At 73.2% G+C, this 22,991-nt stretch carries 21 protein-coding genes; 11 read left to right on the forward strand and 10 right to left on the reverse strand.

Going from position 1 to position 22,991, the window contains the following annotated elements; all coding sequences use genetic code 11:
* Window positions 1-116 precede the first annotated feature (116 nt).
* The 4 genes from murJ to P696_RS0130795 all read left to right on the forward strand — a co-directional run bounded on the left by murJ (window position 117) and on the right by P696_RS0130795 (window position 6,495).
* Window positions 117-1,742 carry a murein biosynthesis integral membrane protein MurJ gene (murJ, locus tag P696_RS49180; RefSeq protein ID WP_034487935.1) on the forward strand — a complete coding sequence of 542 codons (1,626 nt, stop codon included), beginning with the start codon at window positions 117-119 and terminating at the stop codon, window positions 1,740-1,742.
* Window positions 1,732-2,889: a glycosyltransferase gene (locus tag P696_RS0130785; RefSeq protein ID WP_026415353.1), complete on the forward strand. Its 1,158-nt coding sequence runs from the start codon at window positions 1,732-1,734 to the stop codon at window positions 2,887-2,889. The genes murJ and P696_RS0130785 overlap by 11 nt, the downstream gene beginning before the upstream one ends.
* A gap of 305 nt (window positions 2,890-3,194) precedes the next feature.
* Window positions 3,195-4,232, forward strand: coding sequence for a TerC family protein (locus P696_RS49185; protein ID WP_051468388.1), 1,038 nt, complete (start codon window positions 3,195-3,197; stop codon window positions 4,230-4,232).
* Window positions 4,233-4,311: 79 nt separating this feature from the next.
* On the forward strand, window positions 4,312-6,495 hold the full coding sequence (locus tag P696_RS0130795; protein WP_026415354.1) for an acyl-CoA dehydrogenase family protein: 2,184 nt from the start codon (window positions 4,312-4,314) through the stop codon (window positions 6,493-6,495).
* 93 nt (window positions 6,496-6,588) lie between these two features.
* Here P696_RS0130795 and P696_RS0130800 read toward each other — a convergent pair whose 3' ends face one another.
* Window positions 6,589-6,936: a hypothetical protein gene (locus P696_RS0130800; protein WP_157430011.1), complete on the reverse strand. Its 348-nt coding sequence runs from the start codon at window positions 6,934-6,936 to the stop codon at window positions 6,589-6,591.
* Between the two features lie 185 nt (window positions 6,937-7,121).
* On the opposite strand from P696_RS0130800, the gene P696_RS49190 reads away from it, so the two are divergent.
* Genes P696_RS49190 through P696_RS0130815 form a run of 3 tightly spaced genes read left to right on the forward strand, consistent with a single transcriptional unit; the run spans window position 7,122 to window position 9,872 of the window.
* Window positions 7,122-7,604, forward strand: a complete 483-nt coding sequence (locus tag P696_RS49190; RefSeq protein ID WP_245627886.1) for a hypothetical protein — start codon at window positions 7,122-7,124, stop codon at window positions 7,602-7,604.
* Window positions 7,605-8,477 (forward strand): AAA family ATPase, encoded by an 873-nt coding sequence (locus tag P696_RS0130810; RefSeq protein WP_026415356.1) that lies wholly within the window; start codon window positions 7,605-7,607, stop codon window positions 8,475-8,477. It begins immediately after the preceding gene.
* 3 nt (window positions 8,478-8,480) lie between these two features.
* The gene (locus P696_RS0130815) at window positions 8,481-9,872 is read left to right on the forward strand and encodes a vWA domain-containing protein (RefSeq protein WP_026415357.1); all 1,392 of its coding nucleotides are present in this window, start codon (window positions 8,481-8,483) and stop codon (window positions 9,870-9,872) included.
* Window positions 9,873-9,897: 25 nt separating this feature from the next.
* Here P696_RS0130815 and P696_RS49195 read toward each other — a convergent pair whose 3' ends face one another.
* A complete protein-coding gene (locus P696_RS49195; protein WP_034487938.1) occupies window positions 9,898-11,322 on the reverse strand; it encodes an MFS transporter in 1,425 nt (474 codons plus the stop codon).
* A 95-nt stretch (window positions 11,323-11,417) separates the two neighbouring features.
* Here P696_RS49195 and P696_RS0130825 point away from each other — a divergent pair, with 95 nt between their 5' ends.
* The gene (locus P696_RS0130825) at window positions 11,418-11,918 is read left to right on the forward strand and encodes a winged helix-turn-helix transcriptional regulator (RefSeq protein ID WP_026415358.1); all 501 of its coding nucleotides are present in this window, start codon (window positions 11,418-11,420) and stop codon (window positions 11,916-11,918) included.
* Between the two features lie 64 nt (window positions 11,919-11,982).
* On the opposite strand, the gene P696_RS49200 is transcribed toward P696_RS0130825, so the two are convergent.
* Entirely contained in the window at window positions 11,983-12,615 is a 633-nt protein-coding gene (locus P696_RS49200) for a TetR/AcrR family transcriptional regulator (RefSeq protein ID WP_084338470.1), read from the reverse strand.
* A 40-nt stretch (window positions 12,616-12,655) separates the two neighbouring features.
* On the reverse strand, window positions 12,656-12,985 hold the full coding sequence (locus tag P696_RS0130835; protein WP_026415359.1) for an SPW repeat protein: 330 nt from the start codon (window positions 12,983-12,985) through the stop codon (window positions 12,656-12,658).
* Between the two features lie 179 nt (window positions 12,986-13,164).
* Between P696_RS0130835 and P696_RS0130840 the strand changes: the two genes are divergently transcribed.
* Entirely contained in the window at window positions 13,165-14,778 is a 1,614-nt protein-coding gene (locus P696_RS0130840; RefSeq protein WP_245627883.1) for an adenylate/guanylate cyclase domain-containing protein, read from the forward strand.
* Between the two features lie 102 nt (window positions 14,779-14,880).
* Here P696_RS0130840 and P696_RS49205 read toward each other — a convergent pair whose 3' ends face one another.
* The 5 genes from P696_RS49205 to P696_RS49210 all read right to left on the reverse strand — a co-directional run bounded on the left by P696_RS49205 (window position 14,881) and on the right by P696_RS49210 (window position 19,559).
* Entirely contained in the window at window positions 14,881-15,726 is an 846-nt protein-coding gene (locus P696_RS49205; protein ID WP_245627884.1) for a hypothetical protein, read from the reverse strand.
* A gap of 148 nt (window positions 15,727-15,874) precedes the next feature.
* Complete coding sequence (locus P696_RS0130850; protein WP_211245898.1) at window positions 15,875-16,507, reverse strand: MBL fold metallo-hydrolase; 633 nt, start codon at window positions 16,505-16,507, stop codon at window positions 15,875-15,877.
* Complete coding sequence (locus P696_RS0130855) at window positions 16,504-17,589, reverse strand: S-(hydroxymethyl)mycothiol dehydrogenase (protein WP_026415362.1); 1,086 nt, start codon at window positions 17,587-17,589, stop codon at window positions 16,504-16,506. The genes P696_RS0130850 and P696_RS0130855 overlap by 4 nt, the downstream gene beginning before the upstream one ends.
* 72 nt (window positions 17,590-17,661) lie before the next feature.
* Window positions 17,662-18,327 carry a response regulator gene (locus tag P696_RS0130860; RefSeq protein WP_026415363.1) on the reverse strand — a complete coding sequence of 222 codons (666 nt, stop codon included), beginning with the start codon at window positions 18,325-18,327 and terminating at the stop codon, window positions 17,662-17,664.
* The gene (locus P696_RS49210) at window positions 18,324-19,559 is read right to left on the reverse strand and encodes a sensor histidine kinase (protein ID WP_034487941.1); all 1,236 of its coding nucleotides are present in this window, start codon (window positions 19,557-19,559) and stop codon (window positions 18,324-18,326) included. The genes P696_RS0130860 and P696_RS49210 overlap by 4 nt, the downstream gene beginning before the upstream one ends.
* Before the next feature lie 132 nt (window positions 19,560-19,691).
* Here P696_RS49210 and P696_RS49215 point away from each other — a divergent pair, with 132 nt between their 5' ends.
* Both P696_RS49215 and P696_RS49220 read left to right on the forward strand, forming a co-directional pair.
* The gene (locus tag P696_RS49215; protein WP_051468389.1) at window positions 19,692-20,867 is read left to right on the forward strand and encodes a glycosyltransferase 87 family protein; all 1,176 of its coding nucleotides are present in this window, start codon (window positions 19,692-19,694) and stop codon (window positions 20,865-20,867) included.
* Window positions 20,868-20,942: 75 nt separating this feature from the next.
* The gene (locus P696_RS49220) at window positions 20,943-22,190 is read left to right on the forward strand and encodes an alpha/beta hydrolase family protein (RefSeq protein ID WP_034487946.1); all 1,248 of its coding nucleotides are present in this window, start codon (window positions 20,943-20,945) and stop codon (window positions 22,188-22,190) included.
* Window positions 22,191-22,288: 98 nt separating this feature from the next.
* Here the strand turns inward: P696_RS49220 and P696_RS0130880 are convergent.
* On the reverse strand, window positions 22,289-22,991 hold a 703-nt coding region (locus tag P696_RS0130880), incomplete at its 5' end, for a preprotein translocase subunit SecY (RefSeq protein WP_026415309.1).

A 22,991-nucleotide genomic window follows, 5' to 3' on the forward strand; every position in this document is an offset into this window, starting at 1 on the left:
CGCCGCGCGGTTCTTCACCCCACCCGCCTCACCCACTGGATCTGTCGCCGCGTGTTCTCCGATTCCGCCGCCCCGCCCGACCCGTTCGCCGCCGGTGCCGGCGGTGCGGGACGACCATGACGACGAAGCGGAGGGTGGCGTCCGGCATCGCCGGCGCGGCGGTGCTGATCGGCGTGCTGACCGTCCTGTCGCGGCTGGCCGGGTTCGCGCGGACGTTCGCGCAGTCGCAGGCGGTCGGGCCGACCTGCCTCGGGCAGGCCTACTCGACGTCCACGCAGTTCCCGAGCATCGTCTACGAGATCGTCGCGGGCGGCGCGCTGGCGAGCATGGTGGTGCCGGTGCTGGCCCGGCCGGCCGAGCGCGGCGACACCGAGCAGGTGCGGCGGATCGGGTCGGCGCTGCTGACCTGGGTCGTGCTGGCGATGGTGCCGTTGTCGGCGCTGCTGGCGGCGACCTCGCGTCCGGTGATGGAGCTGCTGGTCGGCGGCACCGGGGACGGCTGCGTGCGGTCCGACATCGTGCGGGTCGGCGGGAACATGCTCGCGATCATGGCGCCGCAGATGGTGATGTACGGGATCGCGGTCGTGCTGTACGGGCTGTTGCAGTCGCACCGCCGGTTCGTGGCGCCCGCGCTCGCCCCGCTGGTGTCGAGCGTCGTGGTGATCGTCGCGTACGTCGTCTTCGTGCCGCTGGGGCACGGCTACCAGAACGACCTGGCGCACCTGCCGGTGTCGGCCGAGCTGGTGCTCGCGGTCGGGACGGCGATGGGCGGCGTGGCGATGGCCGCGACCGCCGGGGTCGCCGCGTGGCGGCTGAAGCTGGGCCTGCGGCCGTCGCTGCGGTTCCCGGACGGGGTGGCGCGGCGGGTCGTCCGGCTCGCGGCGGCCGGGCTGGCGACGGTCGCGGCGCAGCAGGTGTCGGCGTTGCTGGTCGTCCGGCTGAGTTACGAGGGGACGCGCGGCGCGCTGAACCTGTACCAGTACACGTGGGCGATCTTCCTGCTGCCGTGGGCGATCCTGGCGGTGCCGATCGCGACCAGCGCGTTCCCGTTGCTGTCGGCGCGGACCGAGGAGGAGCACCGGGAGGAGTTCGACCGGATCACGGCGCGGACGACCCGCGCGGTGATCCTGGTGTCGTGCGCGGGCGCGGCGGTGCTGGCGGCCGTGGCGCTGCCCGCGTCGGCGGTGTTCACCTGGAAGGTCGCGGCGTCCGATCCGCAGCAGCGGATCGTGATGGCGCGGGCGGTCCTGGCGTTCGCACCCGGCCTGCTCGGTTACGGCCTCGTGGCCCACCTGGGGCGCGTGTTGTACGCGTGCCATCGGGGACGGATGGCCGCGATCGCGACGGTGACGGGCTGGGTGGTCGTGATGGTCGCCGACATCGTCCTGGTGGTCGTGGTCGACCGGGCGTGGGTGGTGGCGGCTCTCGGCCTGGGGAACACGATCGGGATGACGGTTGCGGGGGTCCTGCTGTTGGGGACGCTCGTGCGCGCGCGTGGGGCGGCGACGCTGGAAGGTGCTCCGCGTGTGCTGCTCGCCGGGCTCACCGGGGCCGTCGCTGGCGCGGCGGCCGGGTATGGCCTGTCGGCATGGTTCGGTACGGGACACCGGCTGATGGACGTGGGCGTCGGCGCGTTGTCGGCGCTCGTCGCGGTCGTGGTGTTCGTGGCGGTGGTGTTCGTGATCGACGGCCGTGACCTGCGGGCCGTCCTGACCCGGAAGGTCGTGCGTAATGGGGGCTGAGCGGGACGGTCTGGCCGGGGTCCGGGTCGCGCTGGTGCTCGGGACGAGCGCGGGCGGCGTCGGACGGCACGTCCGGTCGGTGGCGGCGGGCCTGGTCGGACGCGGCGCGCGGGTCGCGGTGTTCGGCCCGGCCTCGACCGAGGAGCTGTTCGGGTTCACCGGCGTCGGCGCGCGGTTCGCGGAGGTGGATCTCGCCGACCGGCCGCGTCCGGTGAGCGACGCGCGTGCGGTGGCCCGCCTGCGCGGGCTGCTGCGGGACGCCGATGTCGTGCACGCGCATGGGCTGCGCGCGGGCGCGCTCGCGGTCGCCTCGTGCGCGCGCGTGGCGACCAGGCCGCTGCACATGGGACGCGGGCCGGTTCCCGTTGTGGTGACGCTGCACAATGCCGTGATCGCGGGTGGACGAACGGCCGCCATTTACGGGGCGCTCGAACGTGTCGTCGCGCGCGGGGCGAGTGCTGTTCTCGGTGTTTCACCTGACCTTGAGGAGCGGATGCGTTCGCTGGGCGCGCGCCGGGTGGAGCATGCGCTCGTCCCCGCGCCCGCTCGTGGGCCGATGCCGGGTCCGGAGGCGCGCGGGATGATCCGGGACGAGCTGGGCGTGGGCGAGCGGCCTCTGATCGTGACCGTGGCCCGCCTCGCCGACCAGAAGGGCCTGCCGACGCTGCTCGACGCGTCCGCCGGGTGGGCGCGCCGCTCTCCGGAGCCGCTCGTCGCGGTCGCGGGAGAGGGGCCGTTGGAGGACGAGCTGCGGGCCCGGATCGAGGCCGAGGGCCTGCCCGTCCGGCTGCTCGGCCGCCGCCCGGACGTGCCCGCGCTGCTCGCGGCATCCGACGTGGCCGTCCTGCCGAGCGTGTGGGAGGGGCAGCCGCTGATCCTCCAGGAGATCCTGCGCGCCGGACGGCCTCTGGTCGCGACGCGCGTCGGCGGTGTCCCGGGCATGGTCGGCGAGGAGGGCGAGGCGGCGCTGCTCGTCCCGGCCAGGGACCCGGCGGCCCTGGAGAAGGCGGTGGGGCGCGTCCTGGACGACCCGGCCCTCGCCGTCCGGCTCGGCGCGGCGGCGGCGCAGCGCGCGACCGGCCTGCCGACCGAGGACGACGCCGTGACGCAGCTCACCGGGCTGTACCGGGAACTCGTCCGTCCCTAGCGGGAGTTCGTCCGGGGCGTGGCGGGGCGTGGCGGAGCGGACAGGAGTGGTGGGGCGGACAGGCGTGGCGGGGCCGGGAGGGCAGGCCGGACGGGCCGCCGGGCTGGTCGGGCGGGCCGGTCTCGCGGGCCCGCTTCGGGAATGCGCTGACCGTGATGTACCGTTAGTCCCAGGTGGAGGGGAGTATCCCTGCGCGCGGTTCCCGTCAGTACGGGCGATCAGCATCGTCCCGGGTTCTGCGGTCCGGCACCTTCGGTGCCCGGCGGGAGAGACCTCCGGCAGTTTCGCATGCCGGAGGAAGTCCTATGCACGTCACACCCCTGGTCTGGGCACTCACACTGATCGGCCTGGTCGCGGTCATCGCCGTTGATCTGTTCGTGATCAACCGCGATGAGAGCAAAGAGTTCACGACGCGACGGGCCGGTTTCTGGTCCTGCGTCTACATCGGGCTCGCCGTCCTGTTCGGCCTCGGGGTCTGGGCCTTCTCCGGCGGGACGTACGCCGCGCAGTACTTCGGCGGTTTCGTCACCGAGAAGAGTCTCAGCGTCGACAACCTCTTCGTCTTCATGGTGATCCTCGCCAGGTTCGCCGTGCCGAGGAACGCCCAGCACACCGTCCTGATGGCGGGGATCGTCATCGCGCTGGTCCTGCGCGGCATCTTCATCGCGGTCGGCGCGGCCGCCATCGCCCAGTTCACCTGGGTCTTCTTCATCTTCGGCGGGTTCCTGATCTGGACCGCGTGGGGCCTGGCCCGGGAGAAGGACGAGGAGGCGGAGTTCAAGGAGAACGCGCTGCTGCGCTGGTTCCGCAAGGCCATCCCCGTCCGTGAGGACTACGCGGGCCACAAGATGATGGTCCGCAGCGGCGGCCGGTGGGTCGTCACGCCCCTGATGATCGTGATGGTCGCCATCGGCAGCACCGACGTGCTGTTCGCGCTCGACTCCATCCCGGCGATCTTCGGCCTGACCACCGAGCCGTACCTGGTCTTCACCGCCAACGCGTTCGCCCTCATGGGCCTGGTCCAGCTGTACTTCCTGCTGGAGGGCCTGGCCGCCCGGCTGGTCTACCTCAGCAAGGGACTGGCGTTCATCCTCGGGTTCATCGGGGTGAAGCTGGTGTTCCACGCGATGCACGAGTACGGCGTGGACTGGGCCCCGGACATCCCGATCTGGCTGTCCCTGTCGGTGATCGTCGGGGCGCTCGCCGCGGTCACCGTGGCGAGCCTGGTCTCCGAGCGGCGGCAGGGCGCCCGGGACGCGGTCGGGTCCGGCGCCGAGACCGGCGGTGGTGCGGGGTCCGGCGGCATGGAGTCCGGCGGCGGTGTGGAGTCCGGCGATCGGTGAGAGTAGGGTCACAGCCGCCACGTAACAGAACTCCGTTCTAGAATCGGAGTCGAACAGGCGGTCTGAGAGAAGGTGACGCATGGCCATCGGGTTGACCGAGGAGCATGAGGCCCTCGCCGAGTCGGTACGCGGTTTCGCCGAGCGCTACGTCCCCGAGGCGGTGGTACGGGCGGCGCTGGAGGCGGACGCGGAGACCCGGCCGCCGTTCTGGTCGGCCCTGGCCGAGCAGGGCCTGCTCGGCCTGCACCTGCCCGAGGAGCAGGGCGGGCAGGGCTACGGCCTGCTGGAGCTCGCGGTGGTGCTGGAGGAGCTCGGCCGCGCCGCCGCGCCCGGCCCGTTCCTGCCGACCGTCCTCGCGAGTTCGGTGATCGCGGCGTCCGGTAACGCCAAGGTCCGCGCGGAGCTGCTGCCCGGCCTCGCCGACGGCTCGGTCACCGCGGCCGTCGCGCTCGGCGGGAGCCTGGTGGCCGTCCGCGAGGACGGCGCGCTGACCGTCACCGGCTCCGCCGAGGCCGTGCTCGGCGCGTCCCTGGCCGACGTGATCGTGCTGCCCGCCGGGGACGAGTGGGTCGCGGTGGACGCCGTCGCCCTCACCGTCACCCCGGTGGAGTCGCTGGACCGGGTGCGCCGCGTCGCCCGGGTCGAGGCGGACGGCGTGCGCGTCGCCGCCGACCGCGTCCTGGACGGCGTGACGGCCCGCCGCGTCGCCGACCTCGCCGCCACGCTGTTCGGCGCGGAGGCGGCCGGGCTCTCGGGCCGGCTGGTCGACACGGCGTCGGAGTACGCCAAGGTCCGCGAGCAGTTCGGACGTCCGATCGGGCAGTTCCAGGGCGTCAAGCACAAGGCCGCCCGGATGCTGATCGCCGCCGAGCAGGCCCGCGCCGCCGCCTGGGACGCCGCCCGCGCGCTCGACGAGGGCGCCGAGGAGGCCGGGTTCGCCGCGGCCGTGGCCGCCGTCATCGCGGTCGACGCGGGCGTGCGGACCGCGCGCGACGCCATCCAGATCCTCGGCGGCATCGGCTTCACGTGGGAACACGACGCGCACGTCTACCTGCGGCGCGCGCTGACGCTGCGGGCGCTGCTGGGGTCGTCCAAGCATTGGGCCGCGCGGGTCGCCGAGCTGGCGCTCGCCGGGGGCCGCCGCGAGGTCGAGCTGGAGCTGTCCGACGACACCCAGCCGCTGCGCGAGCGCGTCCGCGCCGAGATCGCCGAGCTCGCCGCGATCGAGGACAAGGGCGAGCGGAACCGGCGGATGGGCGACGACGGCTGGACCGTCCCGCACTTCCCCGAGCCCTGGGGGCGCGGCGCCGGACCGGTCGAGCAGATCCTCATCCAGCAGGAGCTGCGGGCCGCGAAGGTCAAGGCCCCGAACCTGGTCATCGGCGCGTGGCTGGTGCCCTCGCTGGTCCGGTACGGCACCGAGGAGCAGAAGGAGCGCTTCCTGCGCCCGACGCTGCGGGGCGAGCTGGTGTGGTGCCAGCTGTTCTCCGAGCCCGGGGCGGGGTCCGACCTCGCCTCGCTGTCGATGAAGGCCGAGCGGGTCGAGGGCGGCTGGAGGCTCACCGGGCAGAAGATCTGGACGTCGGTCGCGCAGTTCGCGCAGTGGGGCTTCTGCATCGCCCGCACCGACCCGTCCGCGCCCAAGCACGACGGCATCACCTACTTCCTGGTCGACATGAAGGCCGAGGGCGTGGACGTCCGGCCGCTGCGCGAGCTGACCGGCGAGGCGATCTTCAACGAGGTGTTCCTCGACGAGGTGTTCGTCCCGGACGACTGCGTGGTCGGCGAGGTGAACCAGGGCTGGCAGGTCGCCCGCAACACGCTGTCGAACGAGCGGGTGTCGCTGTCCACCGGCGGCGGGCTCGGCATGGGCGTGCCGGAGCTGCTCGACTTCTTCAAGGGCAGGGAGCCGGACGCGGTCGCGGCCACCGAGGTCGGCGCGCTGGTCGCGCAGGGCCAGTCGATCGACCTGCTCGGGCTGCGCACCACGCTGAAGCAGCTGAACGGCGTGGAGCCGGGCGCGGAGTCGAGCGTCCGCAAGCTGCTCGGCGTCCAGTTCAACCAGGAGGTCGCCGACTACTGCTGGGCCGCGCAGGGCGTGGCGGCGACGACCGAGGTGCCGCTGACCGAGTCCGGCATCGTCGCCCGGGCCATGCTGTTCAGCCGCGCGATGACGATCTACGGCGGCACCACCGAGGTGCAGCTGAACATCATCGGCGAGCGGCTGCTCGGCCTGCCCCGCGACCCCGAGCCCGGCAAGTGACGGGCGACCGGTGACGGGCCAACCGGTGGCGGGCTGGCCGTTGACGGGCTGGTCAGTGAAGGGGTGATCGTCGCCGTGTGCCGTCCCCGGGGCTCAGTCGCGCCGGGGACGGTGCATGTACGAGACGTTCAGCACGACCAGCGCGATCCACACGAACAGCACCGCGGGCGTGCCCGCCAGGGACGCGCTGATGGCCGTGAGCGGGATCGACACCACCAGGCTGAGCAGGACCAGCGTGAGCGAATGGTCGCGTCCGGCCCCGCGGAGGCGGGGGAGTCGCGGCGCCGGGCGTGGCTCGGCGTGCGCGCCCGCGCTCATCCGGGCCGCGATCTGCTCCTCGATGCGGGCCGCGATCACGTCCGCGAAGGCCGCGTCGTAGTCGGGGCCGAACTCGCGGCGGGCCGCCAGGCCGGCGGCGAGGTCCTCACGTGGAACGGTCATGGTCATGTTGTAGGGCGGCGGGGGCATCGGCGTCCTCACCCCGGCGGGCGATCCCTCGGGTACCTCCTCAGGGTGAGGCCCCGGACGGGGGTGAATCGAGGGGCGACGGGGGCTGCTGCCTGGGGCTACCCGCCGGTAAACTGCCGGTCCCGTCCCCCAGAGAACACCCGGAGGTCCAGGTGAGCATGCGGACACGCGCCGTGTCTCGGCTCGGCTGCGCCGCGCTCGTCGCGGCCCTCGTCACCGTCGGCCTCGGCGGCTGCGGAGGCGGCGGCAAGGACGCCGCGAAGAGCGACGGGGACGTCCAGCCCGCCAAGCTCGCGCCGCTGCCCAAGGTGAACCCCGCCGACGTCAGGCCGCTCGTCGGGCGCTGGGACGGCGCGGGCAAGGACTACTTCCAGTTCGGGGCCGACGGCAACGGCGTGTGGAAGAAGGAGGGGCAGACCCTCTGGAGCGGCCTCGCCATCCCGGACGGGCAGTCCAGGTTCCGGTTCTCCTGGCAGGGCGGCGACCCCAAGAGCAGCAACTACTGGGGCGCGACCCTCAGCGACGACGGCAGGAAGATGACGTTCTCCGGGACCGGGCTGACCTACGCCAGGACCTCCGGCGGCAAGCCGTCCGGTGGGAAGACGCCCGGCGGCAACCCGACCACCCCGAAAGGCCACTGAATGACGGTCCACGCCCTGTTCGCCTCACCGGACGACGTCGCGGCGCGGCTCGCGGCGGGCGGCTACCTCACCGACGAGTCCATCGCGACCACGGTGTTCCTGGCGCAGGCGCTCGGCAAGCCGCTGCTGGTCGAGGGGCCCGCAGGGGTCGGCAAGACCGAGCTGGCCAAGGCCGTCGCGCGCGCGTGCGAGGCGGAGCTGATCCGCCTGCAGTGCTACGAGGGGCTGGACGAGGCGCGGGCGCTCTACGAGTTCAACTACAAGAAGCAGCTGCTCGCCATCCAGGCCGCGCCGACCGACCGGGGCTGGCAGGAGACGCACGACGACATCTTCTCCGAGGACTTCCTGCTCGAGCGCCCGCTGCTCGCGGCGATCCGGCGCACCGGCCCGACCGTCCTGCTGATCGACGAGGCCGACAAGGCCGACGTCGAGATGGAGGGCATGCTGCTGGAGGTGCTGTCGGACTTCCAGGTCACCATCCCCGAACTGGGCACGGTCGCGGCGACCCGGCGGCCGTTCGTCCTCATCACCTCCAACGCAGCGCGCGAGCTGTCCGAGGCGCTCAAGCGGCGCTGCCTGTACCTGCACCTGGACTATCCGGCCGCGGACCGCGAGCGCGACATCGTCCTCGCCCAGGTCCCCGGGATCGAGGCGGAACTGGCCGAGCAGCTCGTCCGGACGGTCGGGACGCTGCGCGCGCTGGAGGTCAAGAAGGCGCCGTCCATCGCCGAGACCGTCGACTGGGCGCGCACCCTGCTCGCCCTCGGCCTGGACGAGCTGGACGAGGCGGCCGTCGCCCGCACGCTCGGGGTCGTCCTCAAGCACGTCTCCGACCAGGAGCGCGCCCGCAAGGAACTCGGCCTGAAGGGCTGACGCGTGGCCTCCCTCATCGACCGGCACACCGCGTTCGTCGCGGCCCTGCGCGAGGCCGGGCTGCCGGTGTCGGTCGCCGAGGGCCTGGACGCCGTCCGCGCCCTCCAGACCGTGGACCTCCTCGACCGCGAGACGCTGCGCGCCGCCTATGCGGCGACCATGGTGAAGCGTCCGAGCCACCGTCCGGTCTTCGACACGCTCTTCGACCTCTGGTACCCGTCCGCGCTCGGGGACGGGTCGGTTCCCACGTCGGACCGTCCCGCGCGCACGAAGGGCGGGGACGGACGTCCCCTGCCGCCGCCGCTCGACCCTGCCGTCCAGGAACGCCGCCAGGCGCTCTTCGACCTTCTGCTGAACGGCGACGACCCGGGCCTGCGCCAGTTCGCCCGGGCGGCCGTCAGCGAGTACGGCCAGGCCGAGGGGCAGCAGTCGTGGTTCGCGACCGGCGTCACGCGCGCGCTGTCGCCCGAGACGCTCATGGCGAACCTGCTGAACGCCGTCCTGACCGGTCAGGAACGCGGCGGCATGGCCGAACGCGTCGCCCGCCGGACCTTCAACGACCGCATCTCCCGCTTCCAGGACCTGGTGGCCACCGAGGTCCGCCGCCGCATCGCCGAGGACACCGGCGTCGAGCGCACCGCGCGCATCTCGTCCCGTCCGCCGATCGAGCACCTCGACTTCAACCGGGCGAACCGCGCCGAGCTGGCCGCGCTGCGCCGCGAGGTGTATCCGCTGGCCCGGCGCCTGGCGGCCCGGCTCGTCCAGAAGCAGCGCGCGGGCAACCGGGGCCGCCTGGACTTCCGGCGGACGGTCCGCGCGTCCCTGGCGAGCGGCGGCGTCCCGCTGACCACGCGCCACCGTCCGCGCCGTCCGCACAAGCCCGAGCTGGTGATCCTCTGCGACGCCAGCGACTCGGTCACGGCGTTCGCGCACTTCACGCTGCTGCTGACGTTCGCGCTCCGCGAGCAGTTCAGCAAGGTCCGCGCGTTCGCCTTCATCGACGGCACCGACGAGATCACCAAGTACTTCGCCCCCGGCGCGGACGTCGTCGACGCCATGGCCCGCATGGCGAGCGAGGCGAACCTGGTCTGGATCACCGGCCGCTCCAACTACGGCAACGCCATCAAGGTCTTCGCCGACCGGTACGGCGACGCGGTCACGTCCAGGACGTCGCTGCTGATCCTCGGCGACGCCCGGTCCAACTACGGCGAGCTCTCGCTGCCCGTCCTGCGCACCCTCGTGGACCGCGCGCGCCACGCCTACTGGCTGAACCCCGAACCCCGCGCACAGTGGGACACCGGCGACTCCGCCGCGTCCCACTACGGCGAGCTCCTCCCCATGTTCGAGTGCCGCAACCTCGCCCAGCTCGCGACCTTCATCGAAGAACTCGGCTGACTCCGCTCGCCGCCAGAGGCCGAGGTCAGCGTGAGACGACGGTGGACGTTGTGGCGTGGGCGCTCAGGCGGCGGGTCAGGGGGACGGCGAGGACGGCGCCCAGGGCGCAGAGGACGGCCGAGACCAGCAGGGCGAGGTTGAAGCCGTGGGTGATGGCGTGGGGCGTGGCGCCGCCGTTGGTGGTGATGGCGAAGACCATGGCGACGCCGAGGGCGGCGCCGGTGTAGCGGGCGGTGTTGTTCGCGCCCGATCCCATGCCGGCGCGTTCGGGCGGGACGCTGTCGACGGCCAGGCGGGCGAGCATGGCGTTGGCGAGTCCGCTGCCGACTCCGGCGACCAGGAGGCCCGGGGCCAGCCGCCACCAGGACGTGCCGGGGCTCATGCCGAGCATCGCCAGTTCGCTGACGGCGCTGAGGGCCAGGCCGGCGCCGAGCAGGTGGCCGGCCGGCCAGCGGGCGGGCAGGCGGCGGGCCTGGAGCGCGACGGCGTAGGACGCGCCGGACCAGATCGCCAGCACCAGTGAGGCGGCCAGCGGGGACAGGCGCATCGCGCTGACCATGACCGTGACCAGGTTGCTCATCAGGCCGATCACGCCGAGGCCGGTGATCATCGCGCCGCCGACCGAGAGCAGGAACGCCGGGCGGCGGAACAGGCCGAGGTCGAGCATCGGGGACGTGCGCCGGGACTCCACGGCGACGAACGCGGCCAGCAGGACGATCGCGGCGGCCAGCAGGGCGAGGACGGACGGCCGCGTCCAGCCGGTGCGGCCCAGGGTGACCGCGGTGAGCAGCGCCGAGACGCCGCCGACCATGGTGACCAGGCCGGGCAGGTCGAGGCCGCGGCGGTGTTCGGCGCGGGACTCGGGCAGCGCGCGGGAGGCGGCCGTCAGCGCGAGGGACGCGACGACGGTGACCCAGTACCAGAGCCGCCAGTCGGCGAGCTGGGTGAGCCAGGCGGCGGCGATCGGGCCGAGGGCGATGCCGAGACCGAGCATCGCGCCCCAGAGGCCCGCGGCGCGGGCGCGGGCGGCGCCGGTGAAGGTGTGGCCGATGATGCCGAGGCCGGTCGCCAGGAGCGCGGCGGTCGCGACGCCCTGGACGATGCGTCCGACCACGAAGGCGGCGGAGTTCGGGGCGAGGGCGCAGCCGACGCTGGAGAGGGCGAGCAGGGCGCCGCCGAGCGCGAAGAGGCGGCGTCTGCCGTGGTCGTCGGCCAGGGCCCCGACGGCGAGGAGGGCGGCGGCGAGGCCGAGGCTGATCGAGCTCATCACCCAGATGCGGGCGGTGGTCCCGGCGTGCAGGCCGCCGGCGGTGTCGGCGAGGGTCGCGATCGGCGCGGTGTAGTTCATCAGGCCCAGCAGGGTCGCGGCGCCGGGCAGGGCCACGGCGGCGGTCAGGCCCGGGGGACGGGACGCGCGCCGTCCGGCGTCGGGGGTCGCCAGGGTCGTCATGCGGAAACTCCTAGTTCAATGAACGAACCATGTCGGCCGCGACCGTACCACGGTTGGTTCGTTCATTGAACTGGCGGGGAGGTAGTCTGCACGGCATGGCACTCGGGAAGGACTACTCCGGGCAGGACTGCACGCTGGCCCGGGCGCTGGAGGTGGTCGGCGAGCGCTGGACACTGCTGATCGTCCGGGACGCCTTCTACGGCGTCCGGCGGTTCAGCGACTTCCTCGCCCACCTGGACATCCCCCGCGCCGTGCTGTCGGCGCGGCTGTCCACGCTGGTCGGGCACGGCGTCCTGGCCAAGGAGGGGCACGAGTACGTGCTGACCGAGGCGGGCGAGTCGCTGTGGCCGGTCGTGCACGGGCTGGCTCGCTGGGGCGAGCAGAACTTCGGCGAGAACGGCGTCTGCCGGCTGTTCGTGCACAGAGCGTGCGGCACCCGGATCGACCCGGACGGCACCTGCCCGTCCTGCGGCGGCGGCCCGATCCGTCCGGGCGAGTTGGAGACTCACCCCGGCCCTGCTTCGAGGCTGCGCGACGACCCGGTCACCAAGGCCCTCCGCACGCCCCACCGCATGCTCACGCCCGTCGAGACCTGACCCGCCGAGACGCTGAACTGTCGGGACCTGACCCGTCGAGACCGGGTTCGCCGGGCCCGGAGGGTCAGGCGCCCAGGGCTCGGGCGATGAGGTCGGCGACGGCCTCCGGGTCGACGTGGTGGCCGCTGAGCTGGGCCAGGTGCTCCTGGTAGAGCAGGACGGCCGCGAACGTGGCGGCGGCGACCTCCAGGCGGGCCTGGTCGCCCCGCGCGCCCGGCAGGGCCATCTCCAGGGCCAGCCGCGCCCGCCGGACGACCTCGCCGTTGAGCACGCGGAGCCGCTCGCGGACGGTCGTGTGCGTGTCGGCCTCGCGGAACAGGATGCGCCGCATCGCGGGCGAGGCGCGCAGCGGGAAGCCGCGCGCGAGCCGGGCCAGCGTCCCCGCCGGATCCCCGGGGACGGCCTCCAGCCCCGCCGGGTCGGCGGTCTCCTCGATCTCGGTGCGTTCGGCGACCAGCGTGACCAGGACGTCCATCTTCTGCGGGAAGTAGTGGAAGACCAGGCCCTTGGGGACGTGCGCGCTGCGCGCGATCCGCGCCGTGGAGGTGCCCTCGTACCCGCCCTCGGCGAAGAGCGCCTCGGCGGCGTCCAGGATCCGGGTCCGCGCGTCGGGCCGGGCCGGATCGTCGCCGGGGGCGGGAGGGACGGTGGGGGAGGAGGTGCCGGCCGGGCGGGACGGCGGGGTGACAGGTGTCATGATCGGCCTCCCCGATGGCCGCCCGGCCGTCAGGTGCCGGTCAGCGCTTCACCGTGCGGGTGCGGTACGCGACCCACAGGCCGACGATAGTCGCGGCGCCGCCCGCGATCCATGCCGTCCAGGCCGCCGCGCGGCCGTCGGTGAACTCCCACGCCCACGGCGAGACGAAGAGCAGGAGCGCGAAGGTGGTGGTGGTCCAGACCGCCGGGCCCACGCTGCCGAGGAGCGGGAACAGGCCCGCGACCAGCAGCAGGGCGCCGAGGACCATCAGTGGCAGGCGAGCGTCGCCGTCCGTCCACAGGTCCGGGGCGACGAGGGCGGCCAGTCCGGCGACGAAGGCGACGGCGTCCTCCCATGCCAGCTTGCCCATGGGATACCTCCCGGGGGAGATGGGTTGTTTGTCTGTTCTGGTGATGCCCTGACTGACCGGCCGGTCAACGTTTCGCCGCGACAGTCGGGAGTGTCCGCAGTGTCACAGTCCTCTGGCTGATCAATTGGGACGACTGTGATGTACGGAACACCTGGGACGACCGGATACGCTCCTCCTTCGTGGAGGACGTTGCGGTGGACGAGGGCGTGGACCGGCGTGCCCGCGCGTCCTCCGGCGGCCCCCGGCGGCTCGGCGCCCTGCGGCGGCTGATCGACGGCCGTCCCGGGGACACCCGGGCCCAGGTCGCCCGCCGCGCCCGCGTGCTGGTGACCCTCGCCACCGGTCTCGCCAACCTCGGCGGCGCCCTGGTCGTCCTGCTGTTCACCTGGGTCGTGCCGAATCCCGGCGGCCCCTTCCCGCACCGCCTCCAGACCGTGAACGTGTGGGTGTTCACCGCCTACGTGGTGCTCGCGGTCCCGGGCGGGCTGCTGCTCGGCGAGCGGTTCTTCCGGCGCGTCCGGCGGCTGGTCGACCGGCACGAGGAGCCCGACCGGCGCGAACGGGCCCTGCTGCTGTACGGCCCGGTGCGGCTGATGGCCGTCCACCTCACGCTCTGGGGCGTCGGGACGGTCGGCTGGGTGCTGCTCAACCTGCCGTTCTCCGCGCTGGTCGCGATCAAGCTCGGCCTGACGAGCCTGCTCGGCGGCCTCACCACCTGCACCATCGTCTACCTGCTCGCCGAGCGGCTGCTGCGCCGCTCGGTCACCACCGCGCTGGCGACGGGCGTGCCGCGCCGCACCGGCCTGCCCGGCGTCGTCGCGCGCTCGGTGCTGGCCTGGGCGCTCGGCACGGCGGTGCCGATCCTCGGGCTGATCGTCCTCGCGGTCGGGTCGTTCGTCCTCAACCGGGTGAACGTGCACGCCTTCGCGGTCGCGGTGCTCGCCCTCGGCGGGACGGCCCTGCTCGTCGGGCTCGGCGTCACCTACTTCGCGGCGCGCGCGATCGCCGACCCGGTCGAGTCGGTGCGGCTCGGCCTGGCCCGGGTCGAGCGCGGGGAACTGGACGTCGAGGTGCCGGTCTACGACGGCAGCGAGGTCGGGCTGCTGCAGGCGGGGTTCAACCACATGGCGGCCGGGCTGCGCGAGCACGAGCGGCTCCAGGACCTGTTCGGCCGCCAGGTCGGTCCGGACGCCGCGAAGGTCGCGCTCGAGCACGGCGTGGACCTCGGCGGCGAGCTGCGCGAGGTCGCGGTGCTGTTCGTGGACGTCATCGGGTCCACCCGGCTCGCCGCCGAGCGGCCCCCGACCGAGGTGGTCGGGCTGCTCAACGACTTCTTCGCGGTCGTCGTCGAGGTGGTCGGACGGCACGGCGGCTGGATCAACAAGTTCGAGGGCGACGCCGCGCTCGCGATCTTCGGCGCCCCGCAGGACCTGCCCGGCGCCGCGGGCCGCGCCCTGGCCGCCGGACGCGAGCTCGCCGTCCGGCTGACGGACGGGGTGCCCGGCCTGTCGGCGGCCGTGGGCGTGTCGGCGGGCGAGGCCGTCGCCGGGCACATCGGGGCGAAGGAGCGGTTCGAGTACACCGTGATCGGCGACCCGGTGAACGAGGCCGCCCGGCTCACCGACCTGGCCAAGGCCCGGTCCGAGCCGGTGCTCGCCGCGGCGAGCGTGGTCGGGGACGCGGACTCCGAGGAGGCCGCCCGCTGGGAGCTGCGCGACGAGGTCCAGCTCCGCGGCCGGGGCCGCCCGACCCGCCTGGCCTCCCCGCGCGTCTCCGAGCACGCCGCGCCCTGACCTGAAGCCGAGCGCCGAGCCGCGCGTTGAGCCGAGCGCCAAGCGGCGAGCCAAGCCGAGCGCCGTTCCTGATCGTCGGCGGAGTGCGGCGCGTTCTGAGGGTTAGTTGAGGGCGCCGAGGGACGCGCCGTTGAGGGTGGTCGCGAAGCGCGTGAAGCCGGGGCCGGTCTCCTCGCCGAGGTAGACGTCGGCGTGGCGCTGCCCGCCGTATCCGGGACGGAACAGGTCGGTGACCTTCCAGCGGGCCTTGCGGAACCTGGCGCACACGGACGCCGGGACGGCCTTCCCGCAGTCGGTGATCACGAAGCGCCGGCCGCGGGCCAGGACGTCCCTGTCGGCGGCGGCCGACTCCCACGCCTTCAGCGGACGGCCCGCCGGATCGCGGGTGCTGTCGTCCAGCCAGTAGCCGGTGCTGTGAGACCAGTTCAGGTAGCGGCCCTTCTGCGGTCCGGCGGTGATCCGGCCGCTGCCCTCGGTGCGGATCACCCGCAGGAAGTCGGCCGGGTAGGAGCCGAGCGGCGTGTGGCCGTTCGAGCAGCGGAGGGCCGTGCAGCCCTCCACGGCCGTCATCGTGCCGCCGTGCAGGCTCTCGACGGCCGTGTAGTACGTGGTGACGCGCCAGGAGCCGGGCTTGCCGAGCGGGACGACCGTTCCGGGATCCGAGGCGGGCGGCACGGCCCGCATCTCCGGGGACGGCGCGGACACGCTCGGAGGGGCGGTGGCCACCGGCGGCTGGACGGCGTCCGGCGCGGCCGGGTCGAGCTTCCCGGACGCCGCGCTGGACGTCCCGCACCCCACGGCGAGCGGGACGAGTACGAGTAGGCCGAGCGCCGGCGCCCTGGGCGCCGCGAGCCTGAGTGTCGGCGGCCGGGGAGCCGGAGGTTTCGACGCGGGCCGCCTGAGCATGCCGTGCCGCCGCGAGGTGGGCACGCCGTGCCGCATCCGCATCGCACCTCCCCGGGAACCCCGGCTGTTAGCGGAAGCGCGTCACGGCCCGTCCGCACGATGGACACTAGCCCGCACCATGGCGGTTCGTCCCGGCTTCGTCAAGACGGCGGCGTCGTGCCTGGGGCCGCCGTCCCAACGAAGATCCAGGTCAGTGGCCGCGTGCGATCCACTCGTCCAGATGCGGGGCCTCGGCGCCGATCGTGGTGCTGTCGCCGTGGCCGGTCCGCACGGCGGTCTCCGGCGGCAGCGTCAGCAGCCGGTCCCGGATCGAGTCGATGATCGTCGGGAAGTCGGAGAAGGACCGGCCGGTCGCGCCCGGACCGCCCTGGAACAGGGTGTCGCCGGAGAAGACCGTGCCGAGCGACGGCGCGTGCAGGCAGACCGCGCCGGGCGAGTGGCCGGGCGTGTGCAGGACGGTCAGGTCCGTTCCGGCGACCGTGATGACCTGGCCGTCCGCGAGCTCGCCGTCCGGGGAGGCGTCCGGGTGCCTCTGCTTCCAGAGCATCAGGTCGTCCGGGTGCAGCAGGACGGGCGCGCCGGTGCGGGAGGCCAGGGCGGGCGCGGCGTCGATGTGGTCGTCGTGCCCGTGCGTGGACACGATCGCGACGAGCCGCCGGCCGCCGACCTTCGCGGCGATCGCGTCCGCGTCGTGCGCGGCGTCGATGACCAGGCACTCGGCGTCGTCCCCGACGATCCAGACGTTGTTGTCGACGTCCCAGGTGCCGCCGTCCAGGGAGAACGTCCCGGACGTGACGAGGTGTTCGATCCGGGCGGCCATCAGAGGACCACCACCGAGCGCAGGACGTCGCCGTGGTGCATCTTCTCGAACGCGGCCTCCACGCCGTCCAGCGGGATCGTCTCGGAGACGAACGCGCCGAGGTCGAGGCGTCCCTGCAGGTACAGGTCGATGAGCATCGGGAAGTCGCGGGACGGCAGGCAGTCGCCGTACCAGGACGACTTGAGCGCGCCGCCGCGTCCGAACAGGTCCAGCAGCGGCAGTTCGAGCGTCATCTCCGGGGTCGGGACGCCGACCAGGACGACCGTCCCGGCGAGGTCGCGGGCGTAGAACGCCTGCTTGTAGGTCTCGGGGAGGCCGACCGCGTCGATCACGACGTCCGCGCCGAACCCGCCGGTCAGCTCCTGGACGGCCGTGACGACGTCGCCGTCCTTGGCGTTCACCGCGTGGGTCGCGCCGAGCTCCTTGGCGGTGGCGAGCTTGCGGTCGTCCAGGTCGACGGCGATGATCCGCGCCGCGCCCGCGAGCCGGGCGCCGAGGACGGCCGCCGCGCCGACGCCGCCGCAGCCGATGACCGCGACGCTGTCGCCGCGCCCGACGTTGCCGGTGTTGATCGCCGCGCCGAGGCCGGCCATGACGCCGCAGCCGAGCAGGCCCGCGACCTCGGGCTGGGCGGCCGGGGCGACCTTGGTGCACTGTCCCGCGGCGACGAGCGTCTTGTCGGCGAACGCGCCGATGCCGAGCGCGGGGGACAGCTCCGTGCCGTCCGTGAGGGTCATCTTCTGCTTGGCGTTGTGGGTGTTGAAGCAGTACCAGGGACGTCCGCGCCGGCAGGCCCGGCACTGCCCGCACACCGCGCGCCAGTTCAGGATGACGAAGTCGCCGGGCGCGACCTCGGTGACGCCCTCGCCGACCGTCTCGACGACTCCGGCGGCCTCGTGGCCGAGCAGGAACGGGAACTCGTCGTTGATGCCGCCCTCGCGGTAGTGCAGGTCGGTGTGGCAGACCCCGCACGCCTGCACCTTGACCACGGCCTCGCCCGGCCCCGGGTCGGGAATCGTGATCGTCTCGATCCGCACCGGCTGCCCCTTGCCCGGTGCGATGACCCCGCGTACCTGCTGCGCCATCCTCGCCGCCTCCCCTTCAGGTGTGTGACTCTAGGGTTCAGACCCTATAAAAACGGGCGGCCACCTGGGTATTCAGGGCGTCGACGGGGTCACCAGGCCCGCGTTGTAGGCGATGATCACCAGTTGCACGCGGTCGCGCGCGTCGAGCTTGGTGAGCAGGCGGGCGACGTGCGCCTTGGCGGTCGCGACGCTGATCGACAGCCGTTCGGCGATCTCGCCGTTCGACAGCCCGGTCCCGACCAGGGTGAGCACCTCCCGCTCGCGCTCGGTGACGGCGGACAACTCGGCCGGAGGGGCCGCGGAGGGCTCAGGCCGGTTCGCGAAGTCGGCGATGAGCCGCCGGGTCACGCCGGGGGCGAGCAGGGCCTCGCCCGCCGCGACCACCCGGACGGCCGCGAGGATGTCCTCCAGCGCCATGTCCTTGACCAGGAAGCCGCTGGCGCCCGCGCGCAGCGCCCCGTAGACGTAGTCGTCGTCGTCGAAGGTGGTCAGCACCAGCACGCGCGCGGTCGCGGCGGCCGTGATGCGGCGGGTCGCCTCGATGCCGTCCATGTCGGGCATGCGGATGTCCATGACGACCACGTCGGGACGGTGTTCGGCGGCGAGCCGCACGGCCTGCGCGCCGTCGCCCGCCTCGCCGACGACCTCCAGGTCCGGGCAGTCGGCGATGAGCACGCGGAGCCCGGCCCGGATCAGCGGCTGGTCGTCGGCCAGCACGACGCGGACCGTCCCGGTCATCCGGCCACCGCCAGGAGGGCCGTGGAGCGGACCGGGATGTGGGCGGCGACCCGGAAGCCGCCCTCGGGACGCGGCCCCGCGTGCAGGTCGCCGCGCAGCAGGGCGGCGCGCTCCCGCATTCCGACGATGCCGAACCCGCCGCCCGCGCCGGACGACGCGGACGACCCGGAGGGCGAGCCCGTCCCGTCGTCCTCGATCTGGACGGTCAGCTCGTCCTCGGTGAACCCGACCGTCACCCGGCAGGCGGTCACGCGCGCGTGGCGGACCACGTTCGTCAGCGACTCCTGGACGATCCGGAACGCCGACAGGTCGATCTCCGGCGGCAGCGGACGCCGCTCGCCGGTCCAGCGCAGCTCGACCAGGACGCCCGCGTCGCGGGTGGCGGCGACGAGCCGGTCCAGGTCGGCGAGGCCCGGCGCGGGGTCGAGCGGCGCGGGGGCGGGGCCGTCCCCGGAGGCTTCGCCGGACTCGCGCAGCGTGACGAGCATCCGGCGGAGCCCGGCCAGGGTCTCCCGGCTGGTGGCCTCGATCGCGGCGAGCGCGTTGCGCGCCTCGTCGGGCTGGGTGTCGATGACCCGGCCGCCGACGCCCGCCTGGATCGCGACGATCCCGATGCTGTGCGCGACCATGTCGTGCAGCTCGCGGGCGATCCGCAGCCGCTCGGCGGCGACCGCCCGCTCGGTCTCGCGGGACCGCAGCTCGACGGCGTGCTCGCGGCGCTCCCGGAGCATCCGCGCGGTCGTCATCGCCGCCACGAACCCGAGCACCACCATGACCAGGCTCTGCACCTGGGTCTCCGGGCCGTGCGGGAGGGCGGCGACCACCACCAACTGGAGGACGAACATGCCCGTGCAGGCGATCGTCCTGGTCGGGCGGGGTTTGCGCAGGGCGATGTAGGCGAGCGCGACGTCGTCGACGACGAGCTTGGTGTAGCCGGTCGCCCAGGTGATGTGCGTGGCGAACAGGACGCCCCAGGACAGCATCAGCATCGCGACCAGCGCCGGGGTGCGGTGTCGCAACACCAGCGCGGGCGCCGCCATCACCAGCGCCGGGATCATGACGGTCTGGGAGACCTCCGTCGGATTCCGGTTGGTGAGCGGGAGCAGCAGCAGCGCGAAGAACACCGCGCCGACCCACGCCAGCATGGACATGGCGGCTCGGCGCAGGAACGCGGCCCTGCCGTCACGCCATCCAGACGCGCTGGTCAGCGGCTCGGGAGACTCGGGGGACATGCCGCGATCGTAGCCGTCCGCGCCGTTCGCGGGTATTGGCCGCCGGGCGTACGCCCACGGGCTACACGCGCCCGCGCAAGTGTGGCCGACGGCCCGACGACCGGGACGGCCCGTCCGGGCGATCTTGGCGGCATGAAGATGTTCGTCCGTGTTCTGCTGGCCGTCGAGGTGGCGGCCCTGGCGGTGTGGTCCGTGGTCTGGGACTCGCTGGATTTCCGCATCTACCGGCTGGGCGGGGGAGTGGTGACGGAGGGGACCCGGCTCTACACCGAGCAGCTCGCCGAGCACTGGTACACCAACTCCCCGGTGTTCGCGCTGGTCTGCTCGCCGCTGGCCGACCTGCCGCTCACGGTGGCGCGGGTGGGCTGGCAGTTCGCGTCGATGGCCGCGCTGGTCTGGGCCTGCGCGAACGTGCTGGACCTGGCCGGACGCCCGGTCACGCGGAACACGGTCGCCGCCCTGGTCGCGGCCGCGATGCTCCTCGAGCCGATGTACCACTCGTTCTTCCAGGGGCAGGTCAACCTCATCCTGCTCGCCCTGGTCGTCGCCGACGTCAGGGCCGTCGCGCGCGGCCGGGTCGCGGGCGCCGGGATCGGCCTGGCCGCCGCCATGAAGCTGACGCCGGGCATCTTCATCGTCCTGCTGCTGGTGACCGGGCGCATTCGCGCCGCGGCCGTCGCCACCGGGACGTTCGCCGTGGCCGTCGCGGGCACCTGGCTCATCGCACCGGACGCGTCGCGCGCCTACTGGACGGGCACCTTCCGCGACACCTCGCGCGTCGGCGTCACCTACATCAGCAACCAGTCGCCGTTCGGGATGCTCTCCCGGATGCTCGGCGGCCACCCGGACCGCGTCCAGGGCTGGTATCCGGTCATCTCGGTGGTCGTCGCCGTCGCCGGGCTCGCGGTCGCGGCCCTGTGGGCGCGGCGCGGCGACTGGCTGGGCGCGACCGCGGTGACCGGCGTGACCGGCCTGCTGGTCTCGCCGATCTCGTGGGCCCACCACTGGGTGTGGGTGCTGCCCGCGCTGGTCCTGCTCGTCCGGGACGGTCGGCGCGTGGCCGCGGCCTGCGCGTACGTCCTGTTCGTCCTGTCCCCCCTGTGGTGGACGCCGCACGACGGCACCGACCGGGAATGGGGCTTCCACTGGCTGACCACGGCGGTGGCGAACTGCTACCTGCTCTCGGGGGTCGCGTTCCTGGTCTACACCGCGCTTGAGCTGCGACGTCCCGGCCGCGCCCCCGAGCCGTCGCGGCTGGAGCCCGTCCGGGACGAGCCCGCGAGCCGTACCCTGGCCGAGGTCTCCTGACCCTCAGGGGTGAGGGCGCGGATCACCGTCGCGCGGGACGCGCGTCCGGCGCGGCGGAGCCGAGGCTTGGGGACCATGAACTCCAAGAAGATCACCGCCGTCGCCCTGACCGGCGCCACCGTCGTCGGCCTCGGCGCCCTCTCGTCCACGCCCTCGGTCTCCGCGCACTTCTCCTCCACCGCCGCCGCGGCGGAGCGTGGGTCGCTCGTCTCCGCCGAGCACCTGCGCACCCTGTCCGCGGACGAGGTCCGCACGGTGCTCGGCAAGGGCGGGTTCGACGCCTCGACGGTGGACAACGGGGTGGACGCCTACCGCCTCACCTACCGGACGATCGGAACCGACGGAGCCGCCACCACGGCCACCGGCCTGTTCGTCGTGCCGACCGGCAGGCGGGGCAGGCTCACGCCCGTCTCGTACACGCACGGCACCACCAGCTACAAGGCGGACGCCCCGTCCACGAGCGACACCCCGTGGGCCGTCGGCCCCGCCTACACCTACGCGGGCTCGGGCTTCGCCGCGGTCGTCCCCGACTACCTCGGGCTCGGGAAGGGGCCGGGCGCCCACCCGTGGAAGGACGTCCCGTCCGAGACGTCCGCGTCGCTCGACATGCTCCGCGCCGCCCGAGCCTTCGCCCCGCGCACCGGCCACAGGCTCGACCGGGACGTGCTGATCACCGGTTTCTCCCAGGGCGCCTCGTCTGCGCTCGGACTCGCCCGCGCCCTCCAGGACGGCGCGGACCGGCACTTCCGGGTCAGGGCCGTCGCGCCGATCAGCGGTGGCTACGACTTCGCGGGCGCCGAGCTTCCCGCGCTGCTGAACGGCGAGCTCGAGGCCAAGACCAGCGCGCTCTACACCGCCTACCTGCTGACGTCCTGGCAGCGCGTCCACGGCGGCGTCTACCGGACGCCGTCGGAGGTGTTCCAGGCCCCGTACGCCGACCGTGTCGAGAAGTACTTCGACGGCACGACCCCCGGCCCGGTCATGTTCCAGGGCATGCCCAACCGCCTGACGGACCTGCTGACCCCGCGAGGCTGGGCGATGCTGCGGAACCCGTCCGGCACGTTCGCCGCCGCCCTGCGCACCGACGGCGAGGTCTGCACCGCCTGGACGCCGCGGATGCCCGTCCGGTTCTACAAGGCCGAGACCGACGAGCAGGCGACGACGCTCAACACCGACCACTGCGTCGCCTCGCTGCGGGGGCGCGGTGTGGACTCGCAGGTCGAGAACCTGGGCAGGCCGCTCTACCAGGGCTCGCTGCACCTCGGCACGAACGTCGCCGGGACCGGGAAGGTCGTCCACTGGTTCTCGTCCCTGGCCGCCTGACCCGCCCCGCACGCGAAACGGCCACCCCGGCGGATCGCCGGAGTGGCCGTTGGCCCGTGCTCAGTGCCCCGTGCCCAGGGCCCGTGCTCAGCGGAGGGTCAGCGCAGGAAGCCCTCGTAGTTGCGCTGCTGGAGCTGGGACTCGATCTGCTTGACCGTGTCCAGTCCGACGCCGACGACGATCAGGATGCTCGTCCCGCCGAAGGGGAAGTCCTGCGTGGCGTTCAGCATCGCGAACGCCATCATCGGGATCAGCGCGACGAGCCCCAGGTAGAGCGCACCCGGAGTCGTGATCCGGGTCAGCACGTAGTCCAGATACTCGGCGGTCGGACGACCCGGACGGATACCCGGGATGAACCCACCATACTTCTTCATGTTGTCGGCGACCTCGGTGGGGTTGAAGGTGATCGCGACGTAGAAGTACGTGAAGAAGATGATGAACACGAAGAAGACGCCCATGTGCCAGGGGTTGTCCTGGTGCAGGTACGGCTGCAGCTTCTGCAGCCACTTCACATCCGGCCACAGCTGGGTCGCCAGCACCGGCAGGTACAGCAGCGAGGACGCGAAGATGACCGGGATGATGCCGGCCTGGTTGACCTTCAACGGAATGTAGGTCGAGGTCCCGCCGTACATCCGGCGTCCGACCATCCGCTTGGCGTACTGCACCGGGATCCGCCGCTGCGCCTGCTCCACGAACACCACACCGGCCATGATCGCCAAACCCACGGCGATCACCAGCGTGAACACGAACCCGCCCTTGGCCTTGTAGATCGACCAGAACTGGGTCGGGAACACCGCCACG

Origin of the sequence: Actinomadura oligospora ATCC 43269 (genome assembly GCF_000518265.1) — a bacterium.
Lineage (GTDB): Bacteria > Actinomycetota > Actinomycetes > Streptosporangiales > Streptosporangiaceae > Spirillospora > Spirillospora oligospora.